At 61.8% G+C, this 19,762-nt stretch carries 18 protein-coding genes and 2 tRNA genes; 12 read left to right on the forward strand and 8 right to left on the reverse strand.

What is annotated here, in order from left to right:
- Window positions 1-198 precede the first annotated feature (198 nt).
- The 5 genes from DAES_RS14640 (at window position 199) to DAES_RS14660 (ending at window position 4,061) form a co-directional block, all read left to right on the forward strand.
- Window positions 199-585, forward strand: a complete 387-nt coding sequence (locus tag DAES_RS14640) for a TadE/TadG family type IV pilus assembly protein (protein ID WP_013515815.1) — start codon at window positions 199-201, stop codon at window positions 583-585.
- Complete coding sequence (locus DAES_RS14645; RefSeq protein ID WP_083808671.1) at window positions 491-1,819, forward strand: VWA domain-containing protein; 1,329 nt, start codon at window positions 491-493, stop codon at window positions 1,817-1,819. Before DAES_RS14640 ends, DAES_RS14645 begins: the two co-directional genes overlap by 95 nt.
- A gap of 9 nt (window positions 1,820-1,828) precedes the next feature.
- On the forward strand, window positions 1,829-2,299 hold the full coding sequence (locus DAES_RS14650; RefSeq protein WP_013515817.1) for a TadE/TadG family type IV pilus assembly protein: 471 nt from the start codon (window positions 1,829-1,831) through the stop codon (window positions 2,297-2,299).
- Between the two features lie 222 nt (window positions 2,300-2,521).
- Window positions 2,522-3,292, forward strand: a complete 771-nt coding sequence (locus DAES_RS14655; RefSeq protein WP_013515818.1) for a tetratricopeptide repeat protein — start codon at window positions 2,522-2,524, stop codon at window positions 3,290-3,292.
- A 10-nt stretch (window positions 3,293-3,302) separates the two neighbouring features.
- Window positions 3,303-4,061, forward strand: coding sequence for a substrate-binding periplasmic protein (locus DAES_RS14660; RefSeq protein WP_013515819.1), 759 nt, complete (start codon window positions 3,303-3,305; stop codon window positions 4,059-4,061).
- A gap of 10 nt (window positions 4,062-4,071) precedes the next feature.
- Here DAES_RS14660 and DAES_RS14665 read toward each other — a convergent pair whose 3' ends face one another.
- Window positions 4,072-4,890, reverse strand: a complete 819-nt coding sequence (locus DAES_RS14665) for a nitroreductase family protein (protein WP_013515820.1) — start codon at window positions 4,888-4,890, stop codon at window positions 4,072-4,074.
- A gap of 263 nt (window positions 4,891-5,153) precedes the next feature.
- Here DAES_RS14665 and DAES_RS14670 point away from each other — a divergent pair, with 263 nt between their 5' ends.
- From DAES_RS14670 to DAES_RS14690, 5 genes are all read left to right on the forward strand, one after another.
- Window positions 5,154-6,929, forward strand: a complete 1,776-nt coding sequence (locus DAES_RS14670) for a glutamine--tRNA ligase/YqeY domain fusion protein (protein WP_013515821.1) — start codon at window positions 5,154-5,156, stop codon at window positions 6,927-6,929.
- A gap of 117 nt (window positions 6,930-7,046) precedes the next feature.
- Window positions 7,047-7,523, forward strand: a complete 477-nt coding sequence (locus DAES_RS14675; protein ID WP_013515822.1) for a cation:proton antiporter regulatory subunit — start codon at window positions 7,047-7,049, stop codon at window positions 7,521-7,523.
- 66 nt (window positions 7,524-7,589) lie between these two features.
- Entirely contained in the window at window positions 7,590-8,765 is a 1,176-nt protein-coding gene (locus tag DAES_RS14680) for a cation:proton antiporter (RefSeq protein ID WP_013515823.1), read from the forward strand.
- Between the two features lie 51 nt (window positions 8,766-8,816).
- On the forward strand, window positions 8,817-10,505 hold the full coding sequence (locus DAES_RS14685) for a potassium channel family protein (protein ID WP_013515824.1): 1,689 nt from the start codon (window positions 8,817-8,819) through the stop codon (window positions 10,503-10,505).
- A gap of 348 nt (window positions 10,506-10,853) precedes the next feature.
- Complete coding sequence (locus DAES_RS14690) at window positions 10,854-12,479, forward strand: glutamate synthase-related protein (protein ID WP_013515825.1); 1,626 nt, start codon at window positions 10,854-10,856, stop codon at window positions 12,477-12,479.
- Window positions 12,480-12,592: 113 nt separating this feature from the next.
- Here the strand turns inward: DAES_RS14690 and DAES_RS14695 are convergent, their stop codons facing one another.
- The 4 genes from DAES_RS14695 to DAES_RS14710 all read right to left on the reverse strand — a co-directional run bounded on the left by DAES_RS14695 (window position 12,593) and on the right by DAES_RS14710 (window position 15,925).
- Window positions 12,593-13,630 (reverse strand): hypothetical protein, encoded by a 1,038-nt coding sequence (locus DAES_RS14695; protein ID WP_013515826.1) that lies wholly within the window; start codon window positions 13,628-13,630, stop codon window positions 12,593-12,595.
- Window positions 13,631-13,669: 39 nt separating this feature from the next.
- Complete coding sequence (locus DAES_RS14700; RefSeq protein ID WP_013515367.1) at window positions 13,670-14,329, reverse strand: IS1595-like element ISDae1 family transposase; 660 nt, start codon at window positions 14,327-14,329, stop codon at window positions 13,670-13,672.
- 241 nt (window positions 14,330-14,570) lie between these two features.
- On the reverse strand, window positions 14,571-15,233 hold the full coding sequence (locus DAES_RS14705) for a flavodoxin family protein (RefSeq protein WP_013515827.1): 663 nt from the start codon (window positions 15,231-15,233) through the stop codon (window positions 14,571-14,573).
- A gap of 11 nt (window positions 15,234-15,244) precedes the next feature.
- On the reverse strand, window positions 15,245-15,925 hold the full coding sequence (locus DAES_RS14710) for a substrate-binding domain-containing protein (protein ID WP_013515828.1): 681 nt from the start codon (window positions 15,923-15,925) through the stop codon (window positions 15,245-15,247).
- A gap of 400 nt (window positions 15,926-16,325) precedes the next feature.
- Between DAES_RS14710 and DAES_RS14715 the strand changes: the two genes are divergently transcribed.
- Window positions 16,326-17,138, forward strand: coding sequence for a restriction endonuclease (locus DAES_RS14715; RefSeq protein ID WP_201764304.1), 813 nt, complete (start codon window positions 16,326-16,328; stop codon window positions 17,136-17,138).
- Window positions 17,135-17,797, forward strand: coding sequence for a hypothetical protein (locus DAES_RS14720; RefSeq protein ID WP_013515830.1), 663 nt, complete (start codon window positions 17,135-17,137; stop codon window positions 17,795-17,797). The genes DAES_RS14715 and DAES_RS14720 overlap by 4 nt, the downstream gene beginning before the upstream one ends.
- Before the next feature lie 189 nt (window positions 17,798-17,986).
- Here the strand turns inward: DAES_RS14720 and DAES_RS14725 are convergent.
- From DAES_RS14725 to DAES_RS14735, 3 genes are all read right to left on the reverse strand, one after another.
- Window positions 17,987-18,063: transfer RNA gene (locus tag DAES_RS14725), tRNA-Asp, on the reverse strand.
- A gap of 42 nt (window positions 18,064-18,105) precedes the next feature.
- Window positions 18,106-18,181 (reverse strand) — tRNA-Val (locus DAES_RS14730).
- Window positions 18,182-18,361: 180 nt separating this feature from the next.
- Window positions 18,362-19,645, reverse strand: coding sequence for a class I SAM-dependent methyltransferase (locus DAES_RS14735; protein WP_013515831.1), 1,284 nt, complete (start codon window positions 19,643-19,645; stop codon window positions 18,362-18,364).
- Window positions 19,646-19,762 lie beyond the last annotated feature (117 nt).

Consider the following 19,762-nt stretch of genomic DNA (forward strand, 5'->3'; position numbering starts at 1 on the left):
TGGATATCCATGTTTGAACACCGGGCCCGCGCCGGACCCGGCTGAGGGACGATCTTTCAAATATCAATGAATAACAGCGATATGCAATGAAACGTTGCCCGGCACCCCATGATGGCACACCCATTGCTATGACAAGGGCGTTCGGCCCGCTGTCAGGGCCGTTGCACGGAGCCTGTCCTTTGTTAAGGAGATATGCACATGAGGAAGCGGGACGATTCACGCCGGGGACTGGCCGCAGTCGAATTCGCGCTGATGCTGCCGTTCATGGCCCTCTTGCTCTTCACCCTCGTGGAAGGTGCCGGGGCCATGCACGCCTATTCGAGCGTGGTCCAGGCGAGCCGCGAGGGCGCGCGCATGGCGCTCATGGACGGCACGGCCTCGGACATCGAGGCCCTGGTCCAGGCCGTCACTCAGGGACTCAAGAGCGAGGCCGTGACCACCTCCGTCACCGCCGACTCCGCCTCCAACACTGTCACCGTCGAGGTTTCCTATGCCTACCACCCGTTCATCCAGAACGCCCTCGAGCTGCTCACCAGTCAGGCGTCCCTCGAACTCGTCGCCCAGACCACAATGCCCCTGCCCTAGGTCCGAGAGCGGCGCGGCCAGCACCTTCATCGCCCTGCTGCTGCCGGTGCTGCTGGCCGTGGCCGGGCTGGCCGTGGACATGGGCAACATGTACGTCACCCACACCCGGCTCCAGGCCGCGGTGGACGCGGGCGCCCTGGCCGGCAGCCTGGAGCTGCCCTATGACCCGGACCTGAGCAAGGGCATCGTCCAGCAGGCCGTGAGCGACATGATCCACACCAACATGCCCGATGCCGTGGTCGAGAGCGTCTCCCCCGGCACCGAGGTGCGCAGCGTGGTGGTCACGGCCAAGGCCAAGGTCAACCTGCTGGTCATGGGCTTCCTCAACCTGGCCGACCAGTGGGTCGAGGCCGGGGCCGCAGCCGGGTTCAACAAGCTTGAGATCGTCTTTGTCATCGACAACTCCGGCTCCATGAAGGGCACGCCCATCAACCTGGTCAAGGAGGCGTCCATCGGCCTGACCGACCTGCTCATCCCGGACGGGCAGCAGCCGGACACCAAGGTCGGGCTGGTGGCCTTTCGCGGCAAGGTGCGCCTGGGCGGCGACGTGGACGGGCTCGAAGCGGGCTGCCGCAACGCCGACGGCTCGGTCAACACCGGCATCCACGAGGATTTCATGAGCATGTACTGGGCGCTCTCGTCCTACTACAGAAACCAGATCGACCTCGACACCTGCTCCAGCATCCCGGAATCCAGGCCCCTGAGCCAGGACAAGGGCGACATCGTCGAAGGCATCAACTCCCAGACCGCGCTGGGCAGCGCGTCGGGCACGGTCATCTCCGAGGGCATCAAGTGGGCGCGCCACATGCTCACGCCAGAGGCCCCCTACACCCAGGCGGGCGACAAGAAGGACTTCCGCAAGATCATGATCGTGCTGACCGACGGCGACACCGAGGACGGCGAATGCGGCGGCTCCTACCGGGCCTCGTTCAGGCCCAACAACTACTGGACCAACGCCTATTACGGCATGGGCGTGGACACTGCCCACTGCCAGGACGGCGGCGTGCTCAACCAGGACATGCTGGCCGAGGCACAACTGGCCAAGGACGAGGGCATCGAGATCTTCGCCATCCGCTTCGGCGTGTCCGACAACACCGACATCTCCCTCATGAAGCAGATCGCGTCGAGCAAGGCCGGGACAAACGACCACTATTTCGACGCCCCGTCGGTCTACGACATCCCGGATGTCTTCAAGAAGATCGGCAAGCAACTGGGCTGGCGGCTCCTGAACTAGGAGGAACACATGCTGCACCAACACTCCACAGACTCCCGCCGCCGGGGCATGACCACCATGGAATTCGCCCTGATCCTGCCTTTCATGCTGGCCATGGCCATGGCCACCATCGAGGCCGGGACCATGTTCTACTCCTGGCTGACCATCCAGAAGGCGGCCCAGAGCGGCGCGCGCTTCGCCTCCACCGGCCAGGGCGACGAGCAGGGAACCCGCATGGCCCAGATCCTCGCGACCACCGAGTCGTGGCTCGAACACCTCGACAATGGCGGCACCGAAATCACCGTGCGCTCCTGGCCCGAGACCGCGGCCACGGGCGACGGCACGGCGGACGACGCAGGCGGCCCCTGTCAGCTGGTCGAGGTGGCGGTGATCTACAACTACCACCCCTTCACCCCGCTGATCGGGGCCATGCTGCCGAGCGTCATCCCCCTGGCTGGCTCGGACCGAAAGCTCAACGAACCCTGGCGGCCCTGCGAGTGATCCCGACCGGAAACGGGACGCACACGGCACCACCCGCACCCTCCTCCCGGCCAACCACCCCGGCCACCAGAAAAGCCCCGACCGGGGCTTTTCCCGTCGCGGCCGGCTGCTCCCCGCCCGGCAAGACAAGAAGAGTTATTGCTTTTTATTACTGGCTGGAATATATTTTCATGTCATATCCATTCGCCACTCGTCGACGGCCACAAGGGTTTCCGGATACGAATGCGGACAGACCGCGGGGAGAGATTCAAAGTGAGCAACTATCCATTGATCCTGGGCGTATATTCCCTTTTGCTGGATGCGGACATCGGCTCTGGCGGCACGCAGGGCAAGCATCAGAACCTGACCCACTGGTACGCGCGCCAGCTCTCGGCCACCGAGTTCGAAGTGCAGCCGCTCAACGCCCACCACGTCCCGTCGGGCGTGCGCAGCGTGCTCGGCGAGATGGACTTTCTCAAGCAGTACACCCCGGAGCCGACCTACTACCGCATCCACACGGTCCCGGCCCTCGAAACCCTGAGCCGCAAGCTCAAGATGGGCGAGGACGCCTTCAAGGCGGGCAACCTCGACGAGGCCGAGCGGCAGTTCATCAAGGCGCTCATGATTGACGACAAGAGCGTGGAGGCCAACTACGGCCTGGGCGAGGTCTACTCGGAGAAAAAGGACTTCGACAAACTCAAGAAGGTGCTGAACACCCTGCTCGGCGTCAGCGAGGCGTTCACCTATGAACACCGGCAGAAGTTCAACCAGTTCGGCATCTCCCTGCGCAAGAACGGCCACTACGACGAGTCCATCCGCTACTACACCAAGTCCCTCGAAATAGTCGAGGACGACGAGAACGTCTATTTCAACCTGGCCCGCGTCTACTACGAGAAAGGCCTCAACGACCTGTGCGTCGAGAATCTGGAGCAGGCCCTGAGCCTCAACCCGGAGTTCATCGAAGCCCAGAAATTCCTCAAGCACTGCAAGAAGCCACTGCAACCCAGGGCCTAGCGGGCCGGCCATGCCGCGCCTGATCGCCGCCCTTGGCCTCCTGTGCCTCCTGGCCTCCACGGCCCTGGCGGATCAGCCCCTGCGGGTGGCAGTGGAAGACCATTATCCGCCCTACAGCTATGCGGACGAGGCGGGCCGGATGGCCGGGTTCAACGTGGACATCGCCCACGCCCTGGCCAGGGCCATGGGCCGGGAGTGCGTCATCGTGGCCCTGCCCTGGAACGAACTGCTGCCCGGACTGGCCCACGGCCAGCACGACGCCATCGTGGCCTGCATGGCCGTCAAGCCCGACAGGCTTGAATTCGCGGACTTCACCAACTACTACCTGCGCTCAAAGACCGGGTTCATCGGGCGGGCGGGCATGGACCACGACACTTCGCCCGAGGCCCTGCGCGGCTGGACCCTGGTCTCGCAGGAGGACACGGCCCAGCTCGCCTACCTGCGCGAGACCTACGGCGCAGTGGCCGTGGTCGAAGGGCATCCGTCCATGGAGGAGGCCTTCCTGGCCGTGGCCCGTGGCCGGGCAGACCTCTGCCTGACCCCGCTCCTGGCCGGGCTGGAGTTTCTCAAGGGCGAGGCGGGCAAGGGGTGCGACATCATCGGCCCGGCCCTGACCAACGAGCAGTTTGCCCACGCCCCGGCCCACATCGCTGTGCGCAAGGGCGACACCGGACTGCGCGACCAGCTCAACCAGGGGTTGAGGACCATCCGGGCCAACGGCGACTTTGCCGCCATCAGCCGCCGCTACTTCCCCTTCAGCGTCTATTGATCCGGGACCGTCACAGCCAGCGCACGTCGGCCCTGGGCCGTGGCGGCGCGGCCACGAAACGGCGGGCGGGCCTGCCAAGGGTGAGCGCGCCGCAGCAGGTGTGGTCGTCCGGGATGCCCAACAGGCGGCGCACGCCCGCATCGTGCAGGGCCGCGGCGCGCAGGTAGCCGCACCAGCACGCGCCAAGCCCGGCTCCGGACGCGGCCAGCTCCAGATAGGTCACGGCGATGATGCCGTCCTCAAGCGGGGTCACCCCGCGCGTGGGCGCATGGGCCACGGCCAGCATGGGCGCGTCCCGGCAGATCATGTCAACGCCCGCATCAAAGGCAGCCACCAGCCCGGCCAGGTGCAGGGTCGCGGCCAGCGGGGTCTCCCGCTGAGCCTCGTCGCGCATCCAGTCCACGATGGCCTCGGCCACGGTGCGCACGCCCTGCGGGGTGGAAACCACCACCCAGCGCACCGGGCGGGCGTTGTGGCCCGAGGGCGCGTACTGGGTCAGGTCGAGCAGCCGCGCCACCAGATCGCGGTCCGGCGGCTCGGGCTTGTAGGCGCGCATGGACCGCCGCCCCAGGAGCAGCTGCTCCACCTGCTCAAGCGATGGCCTGTGCCCGCTGTCGAGGGACACCGGTCCGGCGGGGAACCGGTCCAGGTGCAGCGCCCCGTGGGGACAGACGGCCACGCAATGGCCGCACCCGATGCAATAGGCGAACTTCTTCTCATGGGGCACGGGCAGTTCGCCCGGCTGCCAGTCGATGCACCCGGCAGGGCACACCGAGGCGCACAGGCCGTCGCGCGCGCACGTTTCGGCATTGACGGTGAACAGGGTCATGGTCTTCCTCCATATTCTCTTGCCGCCCATTGTGTCTGCTTTCGCCCGCAAGGACAAGAGCGCGTCCCAGACAAAGGCGCATCCCAGACAAGGGCGCGTTATAGACAGGAGCGCGTTGCGGGCAGGGACGCGTTGACCAGCCAGCGGTTTTCCCGTATTTCGTTGACCCGGCGCGATTATCATTCCCCGTTTCATCAGCACCCGGCAATCAACATGGACAGGGCAGCGCCCGCCCGCCCCAAATGGCAGCAAGGAAACCGCACATGAGCAACACGCCAGAGGCCCCCGAGAGAGGCAAGGACTTCATCCGCACCATCATCGACAAGGACAACCAGACCGGCAAGTACGATGGCCGCGTGCACACCCGCTTCCCTCCCGAGCCCAACGGCTACCTGCACATCGGCCACGCCAAGTCCATCTGCCTCAACTTCGGCCTGGCCCGCGACTACCAGGGCAAGTGCAACCTGCGCTTCGACGACACCAACCCGGTCAAGGAGGATGTCGAGTACGTGGACTCCATCAAGGAGGACGTGAGCTGGCTCGGCTTCACGTGGGACGCCAATTTCTACGCCTCGGACTATTTCGAGAAACTCTACTGCATCGCCGAGCTGTTCATCAAGATGGGCAAGGCCTACGTGGATCATCAGAGCGCCGACGAGATCCGCGCCAACCGGGGCACCCTCAAGGAGCCGGGGACCGACTCGCCCCACCGTGACCGGAGCGTGGAGGAGAACCTCGCCCTGTTCCGGGCCATGCGCGCGGGCGAGCTGCCCGACGGCGCGTGCATCCTGCGCGGAAAGATCGACATGGCCGCGCCCAACGTCATGCTTCGCGACCCTGCCCTGTACCGCATCAAGCACGCCACCCACCACCGCACCGGCGACGTGTGGTGCATCTACCCCATGTACGATTTCACCCACGGCCTGTCCGACGCCATCGAAGGCGTCACCCACTCCATCTGCACCCTGGAGTTCGAGAACAACCGCCCCCTCTACGACTGGTGCGTGGACACCCTGATGCAGGGACTGCGCATGCCCGCGCTCTTCGGGCGCAACGCCGCCGTGTACGAGGAGCTGGCCGCCCTGCCCGGCTTCAACGAGCGGCCCTACCAGTATGAATTCGCCCGGCTGAACATCACCGGCACCGTGCTCTCCAAGCGCAAGCTCATCCAGCTGGTGCAGGAGGGATTCGTCTCGGGCTGGGACGACCCGCGCATGCCCACCATCTGCGGACTGCGCCGACGCGGCTTCACCCCATACTCCCTGCGCGATTTCTGCGACCGCATCGGCGTGGCCAAGTCGGACTCCACCGTGGAATACGCCCTGCTGGAGCACTGCGTGCGCCAGGACCTGAACGACCGCGCCCCGCGCTATCTCGGCGTCATGGACCCGGTCAGGCTGGTCATCGAGAACTATCCCGAGGACGGGCTGGACGAATTCACCATGCCGCTCCACCCGGAGGACGAGTCCATGGGCTCGCGCGTGGTCCCCTTCACCCGCGAGCTGTGGATCGAGCGGGCCGATTTCATGGAGGAAGCGCCCAAAAAGTTCTTCCGCCTCGCGCCGGGCCGCGAGGTGCGGCTGCGTTTTGCCTACTACGTCACCTGCACCGGATTCGACCGCGACGCGGACGGCACCATCACCGAGATCCGCGCCACCTACGATCCAGAGACGCGCGGCGGCTGGTCCAAGGATGGCCGCAAGATCAAGGGCACCCTGCACTGGGTCTCGACAGCCCACGCCCTCAGGGCCGAGGTGCGCAACTACGCCAACCTCTTCACCTGCGACAACCCCAATGCCGTCGAGGAGGGCAAGAGCTTCACCGACTATGTGGACCCTGCCTCCCTTGAAGTGCTGGCCGACTGCTGGGTGGAACCGGCCCTGGCCCGCATGGAGCCGGGCGTCAACTTCCAGTTCGAGCGCACCGGCTACTTCTGCTCGGATACGCGCGATCACGTGCCGGGCGGGCGGCTGGTCTTCAACCGCACGGCCACCCTGCGCGACTCCTGGGCCAAGATTCAGCAGAAATCGGACGGCTGACCTGACCACGGCACCCCCGAGCGCTCGCAGTGCAAGAACGCTGACGCCGCTATCCGTTTACAGGGCCTTTGTTCACAGGTATACAGAGACTTGCACACAACGACGCTGGAGGTCAGCATGGAAGTGAAAACAACGGATCTGCCCGGAATCGGGAAGAAATATTCCATGACAACGGTGAGCGGGAAGCACATCGTGGTCCTGCTGCACCTCACGGGCAACAGGGAGATATACTATTTCGACGACCCGGACGACGATCCGCTGACCACTGTCCAGTTTAGCGACGAGGAGTCCCGCAAGCTCGGCGCCATCCTGCTCGGCGTGGACTACCAGCCAGTGGCCGACGACCGGATGGACCTGCTGCTCAAGTCGGTGCGCATCGAGTGGCTCAGGATCGAGCCGTCGAGCCAGCTCCTGGGCAAGACCATCGCCGAATCCCAGATCAGGAAAATGACCGGCTCCACCATCATCGGCATTGACCGGGGCGGCATAATCATCGGCAGCCCCGACATCTCCGAGGTCATCACTGCGGGCGACGTGCTCATGGCCATCGGCTCGCGCGAGCAGATCAAGGCCCTCGAAGACCTCTGCCGGTAAGCGGGCACAGCCTCCCGGCCTTGTGGTCCGGATCGCCCGAAACCAGAGACGCCCAAGCGAGACATTATGGACAGCCTGCCCTTTTTGCTTCTTGCCGGGATCGTATTGATCACTTTTTTCGGCGCCTCCCTGACCTCCATGAAGATCAAGGTGCCGTCGGTGCTGGTGTTCATCCTCCTGGGCATCGTGCTGGCCGGACAGTTGAGCCACAACGACCACATCCACGAGGCCGCGGAAATCGGCATCGTCTTCCTGTTTTTCATCGTGGGCCTGGAGTTTCCGCTCATCCGGATGATGGACGTGGGGCGGCGCATCTGGCCCGCCGGGCTGCTCGACGTGGCCCTGAATTTCGGCGTGCCCATGGCTTTCGCCACATGGCTCGGCCTTGATCTGCTGTCCGGGTTCATCATCGGCTCGGTGGGCTACGCCACCAGCTCGTCCATCACGGTCAAGATGCTCGAAGAGGAAAAACGCCTCGCCAACCCGGAGTCCGAGTTCATCCTGGGCCTGCTCATTTTCGAGGATCTGGTGGCGCCCCTGCTGGTCACCTTCATCGCCGCCACCCAGGGCGGCGGCGAGATGACCGCCGGATTCGCCGGACTGCTCACCCTCAAGATCGTGCTCTTCGTGGCCGGGGCCGTGCTCATCGCCTTTTTCGGATTCCGGCGCATGTCCGTGTTCGTGGGCAGGCACATCCAGAAGGACTTCATGCCCCTGTTCGCGGCGGGCATCGCTCTGGGATACGCCGGACTGGCGCTCTGGCTGGGACTGTCCGAGATCCTGGGCGCGTTCCTGGCCGGGGTCATGCTCTCGGAGACCGGCAAGGCGCATGATCTGGAGCAGCTCTTCATGCCGCTGCGCAACATCATGCTCCCCTTCTTCTTCTTCTGGTTCGGCACCACGGTCACCCTGGGCGAAGGCGTACCCATGCCGATTCTGCTCGGCCTGTGCGTGGTCTGGGCCGTGGCGGGCAAACTCTTGACCGGCTACTTCGGCGGACGCATTTCGGGCCTGACCCCGAAGATCGCGGCCCGCGCCGGGCTCTCCCTGGTGGCGCGCGGCGAGTTCTCGGCCATCATCGCCAGCCTGGCCGCGCCGCAACTGCGGATATTCAGCGGCGTCTACGTCATTGTCACGGCCATGATCGGGGTGTTCCTCTTCCAGAAGGCTCCGGCCTACGCCAACCATCTGCATGAGTGGAAAAAACGCCGCAAGGCGGCCAAAACCGGCCAATCCGCCTGATTCCATCTGGCCCCAATGTCCAGGATCTGACAAAACCACGGGACCAACGCCATGAAGTTCATTCCGTCCCAGATACTCTACCTCATTCAGGACCGGCGCGCCCAGCGCAACCTGGGCTCCCTGGTCAAGTTCATTGTATTCCTGCTCTTCTTCATCACCCTGTACAGCTTCCTGTTTCATGTGCTCATGGAGCGCGAAGGACAGGAGTTCTCCTGGATCACGGGCTTCTATTGGACCCTGACAGTCATGTCCACACTGGGCTTTGGCGACATCACCTTCGCCACGGACCTGGGCAGGATATTCTCCCTGGTGGTGCTGCTTTCGGGCATCGTGTTCCTGCTGGTCATGCTCCCCTTCACCTTCATCCAGTTCTTCTACGCCCCTTTTCTGGACGCACAGTCCAAGTCCCGCGCCGTCCGCGCAATGCCCGAGAACGCGTCCGGCCACCTGATCATCGTGGGCGCCGACCCTGTGGCCCTGGCCCTGGCCTCGCGCCTTGGTCAGTTCAACTTCGATTACTGCATCCTGGTCCCCGACGTGCATCACGCGCTCGACCTGATGGACCAGGGATACAAGGCCGTGGTGGGCGACTCGGACGACTCTGAAACCTATGCCCGGCTTCGGACGAACAAGGCCGCCATGGTCGTGGTCCTGAGCGACGACATGAAAAACACCAATGCGGCCTACACCATCCGCGAGGTGGCCCCGGACGTGACCATCGTGGCCAACGCCGATTCCGGCGAATCCGTGGATATCCTGCAACTGGCCGGAGCCAGCCACGTCTACCAGTTCATGCGCATGCTCGGCGAGATGCTGGCCCGGCGGACCCTGGCCACAGGCACCCGGAGCAACGTCATCGGCAGCTTCGACGAGCTGCGGCTGGCCGAGGCCCCGGCCCAGGGCACCCCGCTGGTGGGGCGCACCATCCGGGACTGCGGCCTGCGCGACGCCACGGGCATGAACATCGTGGGGTTGTGGGAGCGAGGCCGCATAGAAACACCCCGCCCGGACACGGTCATCACCCCCAACTCGGTCTTTGTCCTGGCCGGAACCCAGGAACAGCTGGACGCCTTTGACCGGTTCGCCGGACCGCCGCCGCCCGTGGCCGCCCCGGTGCTCATCCTGGGCGGCGGCAGGGTGGGCCGCGCAGCAGCACAAACGCTCTCCCAGCAGGGCGTGGAATACCGCATCGTGGAGAAGAACCCCAAGCTCGTCGGCGATGGTGACCATTTTGTCCACGGCAGCGCCTCGGATCTGGACGTGCTCGTGGCCGCAGGCATCAACGAGGCCCCGTCGGTCTTTGTCACCACCCACAACGACGACCTGAACATCTACCTGACCATCTACTGCCGCAGACTGCGCCCGGACATCCAGATCATCAGCCGGGCCACCCTGGACCGCAACATCAACGTGCTGCACAAGGCCGGGGCCAACCTGGTCATGTCCTACTCCACCATCGCCGCCAACACGGTCATCAACCTCCTCAGCCCGGGCAAGGTGCTCACCCTGACCGAGGGGCTGAACATCTTCCGGGTCCGGGTCCACTCCTCCCTGGCGGGCAAGAGCCTCATGAACAGCCAGCTGCGTCAGGACACCGGATGCAGCGTCATCGCCGTGGTCCGTGGCGAAAAACTCGAAGTCAACCCCGACCCGCACGCCCCCCTCGACGACGCCGACTCGCTCCTGGTCATCGGCGATGCCACCGCCGAACGGCTGTTCATGGAATCCTATCCGGGATAGTCGACTCCAGGCATCAGGCCCCGGCTCCGGGGTTTCGCCTTGAAAAAGGCCCCCTCCATCATGACCGTAAGACCAGGACGCCACCCTGCGCTGTCCTGGCCCGCTTCACGCCAACCCGTTTGCTCCCATACGCCTGTTTGCCGCTGCCTGCCATGCGGCCACGCCCCCTCCCTCACAGCCCGATTGTCCACAAAGGGCAAATATTTTGCCCTTTGCCAGCGGCAAAACTACACATTCTACAAGTTTGTGGTTTTTCAATTTTCACAGCTGATTATTGGTGACAAAGAAGGGCATAATTGCTAATTGTGTCTCCCGAAAATCTACACTTTTGAAGGGAGTACCGATCAAATGAACTGGCCAAAAAGCAATGATGTGCTTGGAAGTGTGAACCGCGGCAACGCGATCGAGTCCGGGCTGTGTACCCTGTGTCGGGCAGACTGTCAGGGCAAATGCGAGACCTGGATGTCGTCCCTGCGTGGCCGCGAGATTCTCTATCCCCGCGATTTCGGCTTGGTCACAGCCGGAAGCGGCAACACCACCCATGTGGGCGTGTCCTACAACTCGCTGCGCATCCAGGGGCTGAACTACGGCGCCATGGGCTCGGTCAATACCGAGCAGGACCTGCTCTTCACTGATGTCAGCCTGGAGACCTCCTTTGGCGCGCAGGAGAAGACCAAGTGTCGCGTGCCGTTCATGACCGGCGCGCTCGGCTCCACCTTCATCGCCGCCAAGTACTGGGATTCCTTTGCCGTGGGCTGCGCCCTGGTGGGCGCTCCCATCGTGGTGGGCGAGAACGTGGTCGGCGTGGACCGCAAGTCCGAGATCAACAAGGGCCGCATCACCAAGGCCCCGGAGCTTGAGCGCCGCATCGACACCTACATGAATTACTACGACGGCTACGGCGCGATCATCGTCCAGATGAACGTGGAGGACACCCGCAACGGTGTGGCCGAATACCTGGCCGAGAAATATGGCGACAAGGTCATCCTTGAACTCAAGTGGGGCCAGGGCGCCAAGAACATCGGCGGCGAGATCGAGGTCTCCAGCCTGGATTATGCCCTGTTCCTCAAGCAGCGCGGCTATCTCGTGGACCCGGACCCGGAAAAGCCGGAGGTGCAGGAAGGCTACAAGCGCGGCTCGGTCAAGCATTTCGCCCGCCACAGCCGCCTTGGCTACACCAACCTCTCCACCTACGAGCAGGTCCACGAGGAGTTCATGAACTCCATCAAGTACCTGCGCGGCCTCGGCTTCAAGCGCATCTCGCTGAAGACCGGCTCCTACGGCATGGAGGCCCTGGCCATGGCCATCAAGTTCGCCTCCGAGGCCGAGCTCGACCTGCTGACCATGGACGGCTCTGGCGGCGGCACGGGCATGAGCCCCTGGAACATGATGGAGAGCTGGGGCGTGCCCTCCATCCTGCTGCACGCCAAGGCCCACGAGTACGCCAGCCGCCTCGCGGCCAGGGGCAAGCGCGTGGTGGACATGTCCTTTGCCGGCGGATTCGCCAAGGGCAGCACCATCTTCAAGGCCCTGGCCCTAGGCGCGCCCTACACCAAGCTCATCTGCATGGGCCGGGCCATGATGATCCCCGGCTTCCTCGGCTCCAACATCGAGGGCGTGCTCCATCCCGAGAGACGCGAGCAGGTCTGCGGCAACTGGGACAAGCTGCCTGCCGCGGTCTCCTGCTACGGCAGCTCCGCCGAGGAGATCTTCGCCTGTTACCAGGATGTGGAGAAGAAGGTCGGCAGGGACGAGATGAAGCGCGTGCCCCTGGGCGCCATCGCCATCTGGTGCTTGGTGGACAAGCTCTCCGCCGGACTCCAGCAGCTCATGTGCGGCGCACGCAAGTTCGCTCTGGAGGACATCGCCCGCCACGACATCGCCTCGGGCAACCGCGAGACCGAGCGCGAGACCGGCATCAAGTTCATCACCGACGTCATGGACGACACGGCCAAGAAGATCATCGACATGTAGGCTCTCCGCCTCGCCAACGACAAAGGCCCGGACTTAGGTCCGGGCCTTTTTTTATGCGACAGAGCCGGTGTGGCAAGACCCGACGGCCCTGCCCACCAGCGGGCAGTCCGGAGTTACCCTCCGGCGTGCAGGGATTGCCAGTCGGCCCTGATGATGTCGAGCAGCCCCTGTCCTTGCGGCGAGAAGAGCTTGATCTTGTCGAAGTCCGGCGTTCCCGCGACCTTTTGCAGGAGCAGCCCGTCCCGGTCATACCACTGGGGAAGCAGGCCGCCGAAGAAATAGCCCCTTGCCCGGGCCGCTTCCACGGCAAGGGAACAGCCCGGACGCCACAACGGCAACACGAGCTGATAGACATGCATGTCTGGCTTCGCCCGCTCCATTTCGGCAAGGTGCCGGGCAAAGTCCACGCCCACCGCCTCCACGGTCAGCTTGGCCAGACTGGCGTCCTCGATCACCAGTGTCGAGGCCACAGTGTCTGACTGCGGCGGCACATCCTCCACAAACGTCCGCGTGAGCCCCTCGCCCTCGCAAATGGCGCGAAGCGCGTCCGCGTACCGGGTCGGCAGGAAAATATCGTGGGGCCGGTCATGCAGAATGCAGAACTGGTCGAGCAGGGAGATGCGGCCATAGGCCCCGCCCTCCGAGATCGGCCTGGGCGGCATCGGTTCTATTTCCAGGGCACAGGTACACGCGCCGACGACCTTGCCGAGCTTCTGGGTGGTCAGGTGGTCGCACACGCATTGCCCGGAAATGACATCAAGCCCGAGATGCTCCGGCGGCTTGTTGTGGATCTTGCGGGCCAGACGCAACCCCAGCGACGTTGTCCGGTAGTCGGGATGCACGATCCACGATCCAGCCTCCATGATCTTCCGGCCCGGAGGATTGCGAAACAGGGCGTAGAGCCCCACGATGTCGCCCTTGTCAGTGCGGCCAACAGCCTGATACAGGTCATCGCCCGCATTGATCCGAGCCAACTCCTGCGGGTCGTAGACATGATCGATCGGGAACATGTCCCCGTATACCCTGTAATACAACCGGGCCACGCCAAGGGCGTCCCCTGGCCGGAAATCGTCCACCACGAACTTCTGCCCCGGCTCGACGACATACCCCTCCTCGCACAACTGCGCGAGGTTATCCTTTCTGGTCTTCATTCTCTGCCATCCCAAAAAATTAGGGGCTGTCCTAGCTAACTAGGATTTTCCCCGCTGATTAATCCACTTTTTCAGTTGCTTGAGTAACATTTTATGGTCACCACAATTGAACCGCCACTCACACTCTTTAAGGAACAGGAAAAAACTGTCCCTGGGGATGCCGTTGAACCGGCGGAGGTGGCGCTTGGCTTGGTTCCAAAAGTTCTCAATCCCATTGATGTGGTTTTGCCTGTCCACGAACCTTTCAGAGTGATTGATCCGCACATGGTGGAAGTCCGAGACATCCAGCGCATCATAGCTTCTGAAAGCGTCAGTGTACACGATACTGTCCGGCAAGATCATGCGCTCCATGATGGGGAGAAGTGTCGTGCTCCGGGCGTTTGGGATCATGACCGTATAAACCCGCCCTCCACGCTTCAACAAGCCGAAAACAGGGACTTTCCCTGCAGCACCTCGACCGCGCTTGCCTTTCCTGACTCCTCCGAAATAGCTCTCATCAACTTCAATCTCACCGTCGAATGGCGATGCCTTTTCCATCTCATCGGCAATGATTTTCCTCAGCCGAGTGAAAAACGTGGCCGCCGTGTTCTTGTTGACGTCCACCAGTTGAGCGGCAGCACGTGCCGTTGTGCCGGCAATGAAGTGCTCAATGAGCCTGGCCCGCTTCTGTGGGCTGAGCCTGCTTTTCCTTTCGTACATGATGCCATCCTAAGCCTAAGCGGAGTGCTTAGCTAGGACAGCCCCAAAAATTATTACGTTTTCACAAGGTACAGCCCATGCATCCAAGCCAAATCAGGACGCACACCGCTGTGTTCAACTACAGGAAGAGCAGGGATTGAAAAGCTTTTTACGCTCCTGGACTTTTTGCTTCCTGGAAAAAATCAGCGGCAACGGATGCCAAAAATCGCAAGAGAGGGACCGCGTCCTTAGCCGCCCGGGATCAGCCCCAGCCCCTTTTCTCCCAGTATTCGTACTGGTAGGGCCATTGCTCTTTATATTGGCGAATTTTAGCCTGAAAGTCCAACCTGTTTGCGTCGATGGCCACGTGTTGGTCGAAATAGGGCCGTTGCGAAACAATATCGTCCGCCAGGGCTTGCCCCAGGGAGAAAGACAGGATTTCGGCTCGCGCCACGGCTGCTTCACCTTCCGTGACCAGGGCCCCGGCCGTTCCCGTGACATAGGCTCCGAGGTCGTTGAAGTTGTTGGCGAGAAAACGGGTGATGATGGCATGATCGCGACCGGCCGTGCAGACGGCGGCGCAGTATTTGCCGTCGAAATACTGGCAGTGGATGACGTCGGCCATGCGGTCGATGAGCGCCTTCATGGGCGCATTCACACAGAAGGAGTAATTGGGAGAGCCCCAGACCATGCCGTCGGCCGCCAGCATTTTTTCCAACAGCGGGGCATAGTCGTCATCGAAAACGCACTTGCCGGTGGCAAAGCATTTGCGGCAGCCAATGCAGTACTCGATTGTGTACTTGCGCAGATCAATGTATTCCGTTTCCGCGCCTTTTGCCGCTGCGCCGTCCAAAACCGCCTGGACAAGCCGCCGGGTCTGGCTGGCCTTTCCCTTGGGGCTGGAGTTGAGGCCGAGTATGCGCATTCCTTTCTCCTTCAGTACGGCTCGTACCCATTTTCAAGAAACACGGCTCGGGCCTCGTCCGTTTCCAGGAATTTCAGAAAAGCCCTGGCCAGGTCCGGGTGGGGCGCGTTTCGCATCACCGTCACCGGAATCCGGCGCAGCCCCTTGGGGCCGTCGATGGGGATGAACTCGCCCTCGCCGGGGTCAAGCTGCTCGGCCCAGGTTTTGTATGTCACCCAGGCGTCCAGGTTGTTGTTTGTCTTCCAGGCCGTAAAACCCTGGCGGCCCGTGGTGACAAACACCGTTGTATTGGCGTTGGCCTTCCCACGAAGGTCGGCCATGTTCTCAAGGCTCACGTCCAGGATGCGCATGCCGGGCGCGGCCAGATCGCCCAGGCTTTGCACGCCCTTCGGGTTGCCCTGCCGCACGATGATCCCCACCCGCCGGGCGGCAGGATAGATGATGGCGGATTCGTCGAGAAGCGTCGGGTACTCCCGGATGAAATCGTCCATCATGTATTCCGCGCCGGTGTAATAGACATCGCCGTTCTTCGCAGCCTGATCCGCCTGCTTGGCCGGTTCGCCGAATTGCACATCCACTGCCACGCCCTGCCTGGCACCGAAGATCTCCGCGCATTTGCGAATGGCCGGATAAGGCCCGCCCGGTCCGTAGACCGCAAGCGAGGCGGCCCTGGCTTCACCATTCAAGACCATACATACACTCCATAACGCCATGACGGCGCACGCCAACACGCGAGATCGCATGCCCTGGCGCAAATTCGCCCCCGGCGAGCCGCGTTCTGTTTCTTGATACATGGAACCGTCATATTGGAGAAAACAAATGAAATCAAGATAACGCTGATCCGCGTTTAAGGAAATGCAAAAAAGAAACGCATTTGCCTGCCCACAAGCGCCTCACCCCCCAGGCCGGCTGGAAGCAGAACCATACTTCCCTGGGTGTTATAGCGAAGAACGGCAAAACAGGAGCCGGGTAGTTTGCCCAAGCATCATCATTTATTCTTTTGGATATTGGCTTCCCTAAGGCGATGATATATATCGACTGAAAACCTCAACCCACTACACCATGAAAAATATACCACAATACCACGAACTGATGATTCCGACGATCCAGGTCATTGACGAGCTTGGAGGATCAGGAACCAACCAGGAAATCGCCGAGGGAGTGATCCAGTTCCTTGGCCTTGCCGAAGAAATCACTTCCCAACCCCACAACCCGGAAAAGTCCAGCCAGAACGAAGTCGAGTATCGTCTCGCCTGGGCCAGGACCTATCTCAAGAAGGTCGGATTGATCGACAACTCCGAGCGGGGCGTCTGGTCATTCACGGAAAAGTACCAGCGCGGGATGAAGCTTGATGCTGAAGAGATTGTCCAATCTGTTCGCGGTCTCAGCAAGAACTCGAAGAAGAAGGTGATCAACGAAGCCCCGGAGGCCATCCCTGAAACGGGCGATTGGCGCGAGGTCATGCACCAAACAATTCTAGCCCTTGACCCCAATGCTTTTGAACGCCTGACCAAACGCCTCCTCCGTGAAATCGGTTTCGTTCAAGTCGAAGTCACTGGCAAATCCGGTGACGGTGGCATTGACGGGAAAGGGATCGTGAAGATTCAGGATGTCCTGAGCTACCACGTTGTCTTCCAATGCAAACGCTACAAGGGCTCCGTAGGGCCGGGAGCAATCCGGGACTTCAGGGGGGCCATGGTGGGCAGAGCCGACAAAGGGCTATTCATCACCACAGGGACGTTTTCACGCGAAGCCACCAGGGAAGCGACCCGTGACGGGGCTTCACCGATAGACCTGATCGAAGGCGATGACCTCGTTGAAATGCTCAAGAAGCTTCGACTCGGTGTGAATGTTCGGATGGTTGAGGAAGTTGAAGTTGATGGGCAGTGGTTTGAAAAGATATGAAAAACTCACCTCAATCACAAAATTTCATCCTTGACCTGAGATATCTCGAAATTGAAGCAAGTTTAAGCGACCTTCTTGGCCTACATAAAACTCAATTAAAACAGATGGATATCTTCATCGGCAAAGCCCAGGAAGACATGCTTAGCTGTGAGGATCAAGATGAGTTTAGACTCTACCAAGGTATTTATGAGTATACGAAAGATTTTATTGCTCCACGCTTTTTTCTTCATGGAACAATTCTGTTTGCATGGTCAACATATGAAACAATCATATCAACATTTGCTAGAAGACTCGCAGCAGACAAACACCCAAAGTTGAAGATAACCCCACAAAAGCTAAAAGGCTGTTTTCTTGAGCGCATTCAGCTATTTTTTTCCGACATACTAAAAATGCCTGATATACATTCAAAGGAAGAATGGGCTTTTTTAGAGGACGTTTATAAAGTTCGAAATGCTATTGCGCACGAGAATGGTGACTTGACCCTGATGAATGACAACACCATTGAACAACTTAAAAAGATTGATAAAAACTCAACTCGATTTAACTTTGACGGAAGCCATTTCATCGTAGCGAAAGAATATACCGATGAAATAATTTCCAACATACACAGGCTCTTGTCAGAAGTGTTTGTCAAATTTAAAACCGAGCTAGATACCTGACCCATCCCACCCCTCGAACAAATCCGAGAGGATGTGTGTATCTACCCAGAAGCCGTAATAGAAACCAACATTCCAACCCTGCACGATTGCTACCTAAAATCAATACTGTGTCCGTGGCTTTGTCCGACAATTCCCGGACCGCACAAAAGAAAAAGGACACCAACTTTCATTGATGTCCTTGATCTTTAGTGGCGGAGCCGAAGGGACTCGAACCCTCGGCCTCCGGCGTGACAGGCCGGCGTTATAACCAACTTAACTACGGCTCCGCATCTATATAAAGCGCGTTAAGTGACGCTTTACTGCAATTCTGGTAGGCGGAACAGGGCTCGAACCTGTGACCCTCGGCTTGTAAGGCCGATGCTCTCCCAGCTGAGCTACCCGCCCGCAGGAAGAGTGTCTTTAGCTTGGCCCGGAGATTTTTGTCAACCCATTTTGGCGGGGTGGCACGGTCTCCTGGCAGAACCCTCATCCACATTCAGCGAAGGGGATACTGCCCACACGCGTTGTTTTTGTCAACGCTTTTTCAAAAAATTTAAGCAGCACTCAGGCACCTGTAATCACAGACTATTTCATCGACATTACGACCCGGTTGCCTTTGCGCGACAGCCAGGCCAGGGGCACGTCCCGGTAGTAGAGGCCCACCGGCCCCTTGCCGGGCGCGTGGGGCAGGCTCTGGCCCGAAAGCAGCCGCTCAAGGTCGGCGATATCGTCGAGGCGCAGGGCGTCCGGCCCGTTTCGCGTTCCGGGCGGCGGCAGGAGTATGCGGGCCGCCCCGTCGGGCCTGAAGCGCGCATCCCGGCCCTGGCCCGACACCTTGCCAAGGGCAAACCCCTGCCAGCGCAACGACTGGGGAATCCGCGCCAGCCCCTGCTCGTGGAGAAAAAACGCCTTGCCGCCAAAGTCGTATACCTCGCCCGGCGGCAGGCCCGGCAGGTGCAGGATATCGCTCCCGGCCATGCGCGAGAGGTCCAGCCGGTGGCCGGGCAGCTCCGTTTTTTGCGCTCCAGGGTCGAGGGTTGCGCACGCGCCGCCTTGCTTGCGGAACCGGGCCAGGAAAAATCCCTGCCCCTCGGAATCCGCGGCCACGCGCAGCACGCCGTCCATGCCCGGCAGCTCGGGCTGGCCGAAGATGAAGCCGGGCGGCGCGGCCAGGGGCTCCAGCGCGAGGTCGAGGGTGTCCAAAGCCCAGGCCACCTGGGCCTCGTTCTCCTCCACATTGGTGGTGCAGGTGGAGTAGAGCACGCTGCCGTCTGGCGCGAGCAGGGCCGCGGCCTTGGTCAGGAGCGTCTTTTGCAGGGCCACCAGCGGGCCGGTCTTGCCCTCGCCCCACAGCTCCATGACCTTGGGGTTCTTGTCCACGGTTCCCCAGCCGCTGCACGGCGGGTCGAGCTGGATGCAGTCCCACGAGCCGTCGGGGAACGGCAGGTCCTGCGCCTTGGCCTTGGCCGTGGCCGTGTTGACCGAACCGGTCCGGCGCAGGTTGGCGCGCAAGGTGCCCAGCCGGTCGGCGGAAGGCTCGGACGCGAAGACGAACCCCTCGCGCCCGACCAGGCGCGATAGCAGGCCGGTCTTGCTGCCCGGAGCCGAACACATGTCGAGCACGCTCGCGCCTGCCTCCGGATCGAGCAGCAGGGGCGGCAGCATGGAGGAGCGGTCCTGAATGTAGATGAGCCCGAAGCGGGCGGCCAGGCTGTCGCCCAGGGCAAAGGGCTCCCGGATAAGCCTGCGGGCCAGCGGGTAGAACGGCTCGGGCTCGAAGGCGAACCCCTGAGCGGCCAGCAGCGCCTCGACGTGCGGCACGGCGTGGTCGTCGCAGACAAGCCTGAATGTGCGAAGTGTGGCGGTCATGAACCTCTCCGGGCAGCCGGACGCCAGGCCCGCCCCAGCGGCGGCGGTCGCCCCAGAGGGACCAATACAGCCTTGCCCGGAGGGAGGCAACCGCAGACTGCCTTTGCATCCCGGCGC

Source organism: Pseudodesulfovibrio aespoeensis Aspo-2 (genome assembly GCF_000176915.2).
Classification (GTDB): Bacteria; Desulfobacterota; Desulfovibrionia; order Desulfovibrionales; family Desulfovibrionaceae; genus Pseudodesulfovibrio; species Pseudodesulfovibrio aespoeensis.

Bases quoted from the DNA above. Each gene is read 5' to 3' on its own strand.
- DAES_RS14650 (WP_013515817.1), top strand. From the start codon at position 1,829: ATGCTGCACCAACACTCCACAGACTCCCGCCGCCGGGGCATGACCACC.
- DAES_RS14680 (WP_013515823.1), top strand. From the start codon at position 7,590: ATGGACAGCCTGCCCTTTTTGCTTCTTGCCGGGATCGTATTGATCACT.
- DAES_RS14700 (WP_013515367.1), bottom strand. From the start codon at position 14,329: ATGTACGAAAGGAAAAGCAGGCTCAGCCCACAGAAGCGGGCCAGGCTC.
- DAES_RS14705 (WP_013515827.1), bottom strand. From the start codon at position 15,233: ATGCGCATACTCGGCCTCAACTCCAGCCCCAAGGGAAAGGCCAGCCAG.
- DAES_RS14655 (WP_013515818.1), top strand. From the start codon at position 2,522: ATGCGGACAGACCGCGGGGAGAGATTCAAAGTGAGCAACTATCCATTG.
- DAES_RS14685 (WP_013515824.1), top strand. From the start codon at position 8,817: ATGAAGTTCATTCCGTCCCAGATACTCTACCTCATTCAGGACCGGCGC.
- DAES_RS14660 (WP_013515819.1), top strand. From the start codon at position 3,303: ATGCCGCGCCTGATCGCCGCCCTTGGCCTCCTGTGCCTCCTGGCCTCC.
- DAES_RS14715 (WP_201764304.1), top strand. From the start codon at position 16,326: ATGATTCCGACGATCCAGGTCATTGACGAGCTTGGAGGATCAGGAACC.
- DAES_RS14690 (WP_013515825.1), top strand. From the start codon at position 10,854: ATGAACTGGCCAAAAAGCAATGATGTGCTTGGAAGTGTGAACCGCGGC.
- DAES_RS14675 (WP_013515822.1), top strand. From the start codon at position 7,047: ATGGAAGTGAAAACAACGGATCTGCCCGGAATCGGGAAGAAATATTCC.
- DAES_RS14735 (WP_013515831.1), bottom strand. From the start codon at position 19,645: ATGACCGCCACACTTCGCACATTCAGGCTTGTCTGCGACGACCACGCC.
- DAES_RS14695 (WP_013515826.1), bottom strand. From the start codon at position 13,630: ATGAAGACCAGAAAGGATAACCTCGCGCAGTTGTGCGAGGAGGGGTAT.
- DAES_RS14710 (WP_013515828.1), bottom strand. From the start codon at position 15,925: ATGGTCTTGAATGGTGAAGCCAGGGCCGCCTCGCTTGCGGTCTACGGA.
- DAES_RS14720 (WP_013515830.1), top strand. From the start codon at position 17,135: ATGAAAAACTCACCTCAATCACAAAATTTCATCCTTGACCTGAGATAT.
- DAES_RS14665 (WP_013515820.1), bottom strand. From the start codon at position 4,890: ATGACCCTGTTCACCGTCAATGCCGAAACGTGCGCGCGCGACGGCCTG.
- DAES_RS14640 (WP_013515815.1), top strand. From the start codon at position 199: ATGAGGAAGCGGGACGATTCACGCCGGGGACTGGCCGCAGTCGAATTC.
- DAES_RS14670 (WP_013515821.1), top strand. From the start codon at position 5,154: ATGAGCAACACGCCAGAGGCCCCCGAGAGAGGCAAGGACTTCATCCGC.
- DAES_RS14645 (WP_083808671.1), top strand. From the start codon at position 491: ATGCCTACCACCCGTTCATCCAGAACGCCCTCGAGCTGCTCACCAGTC.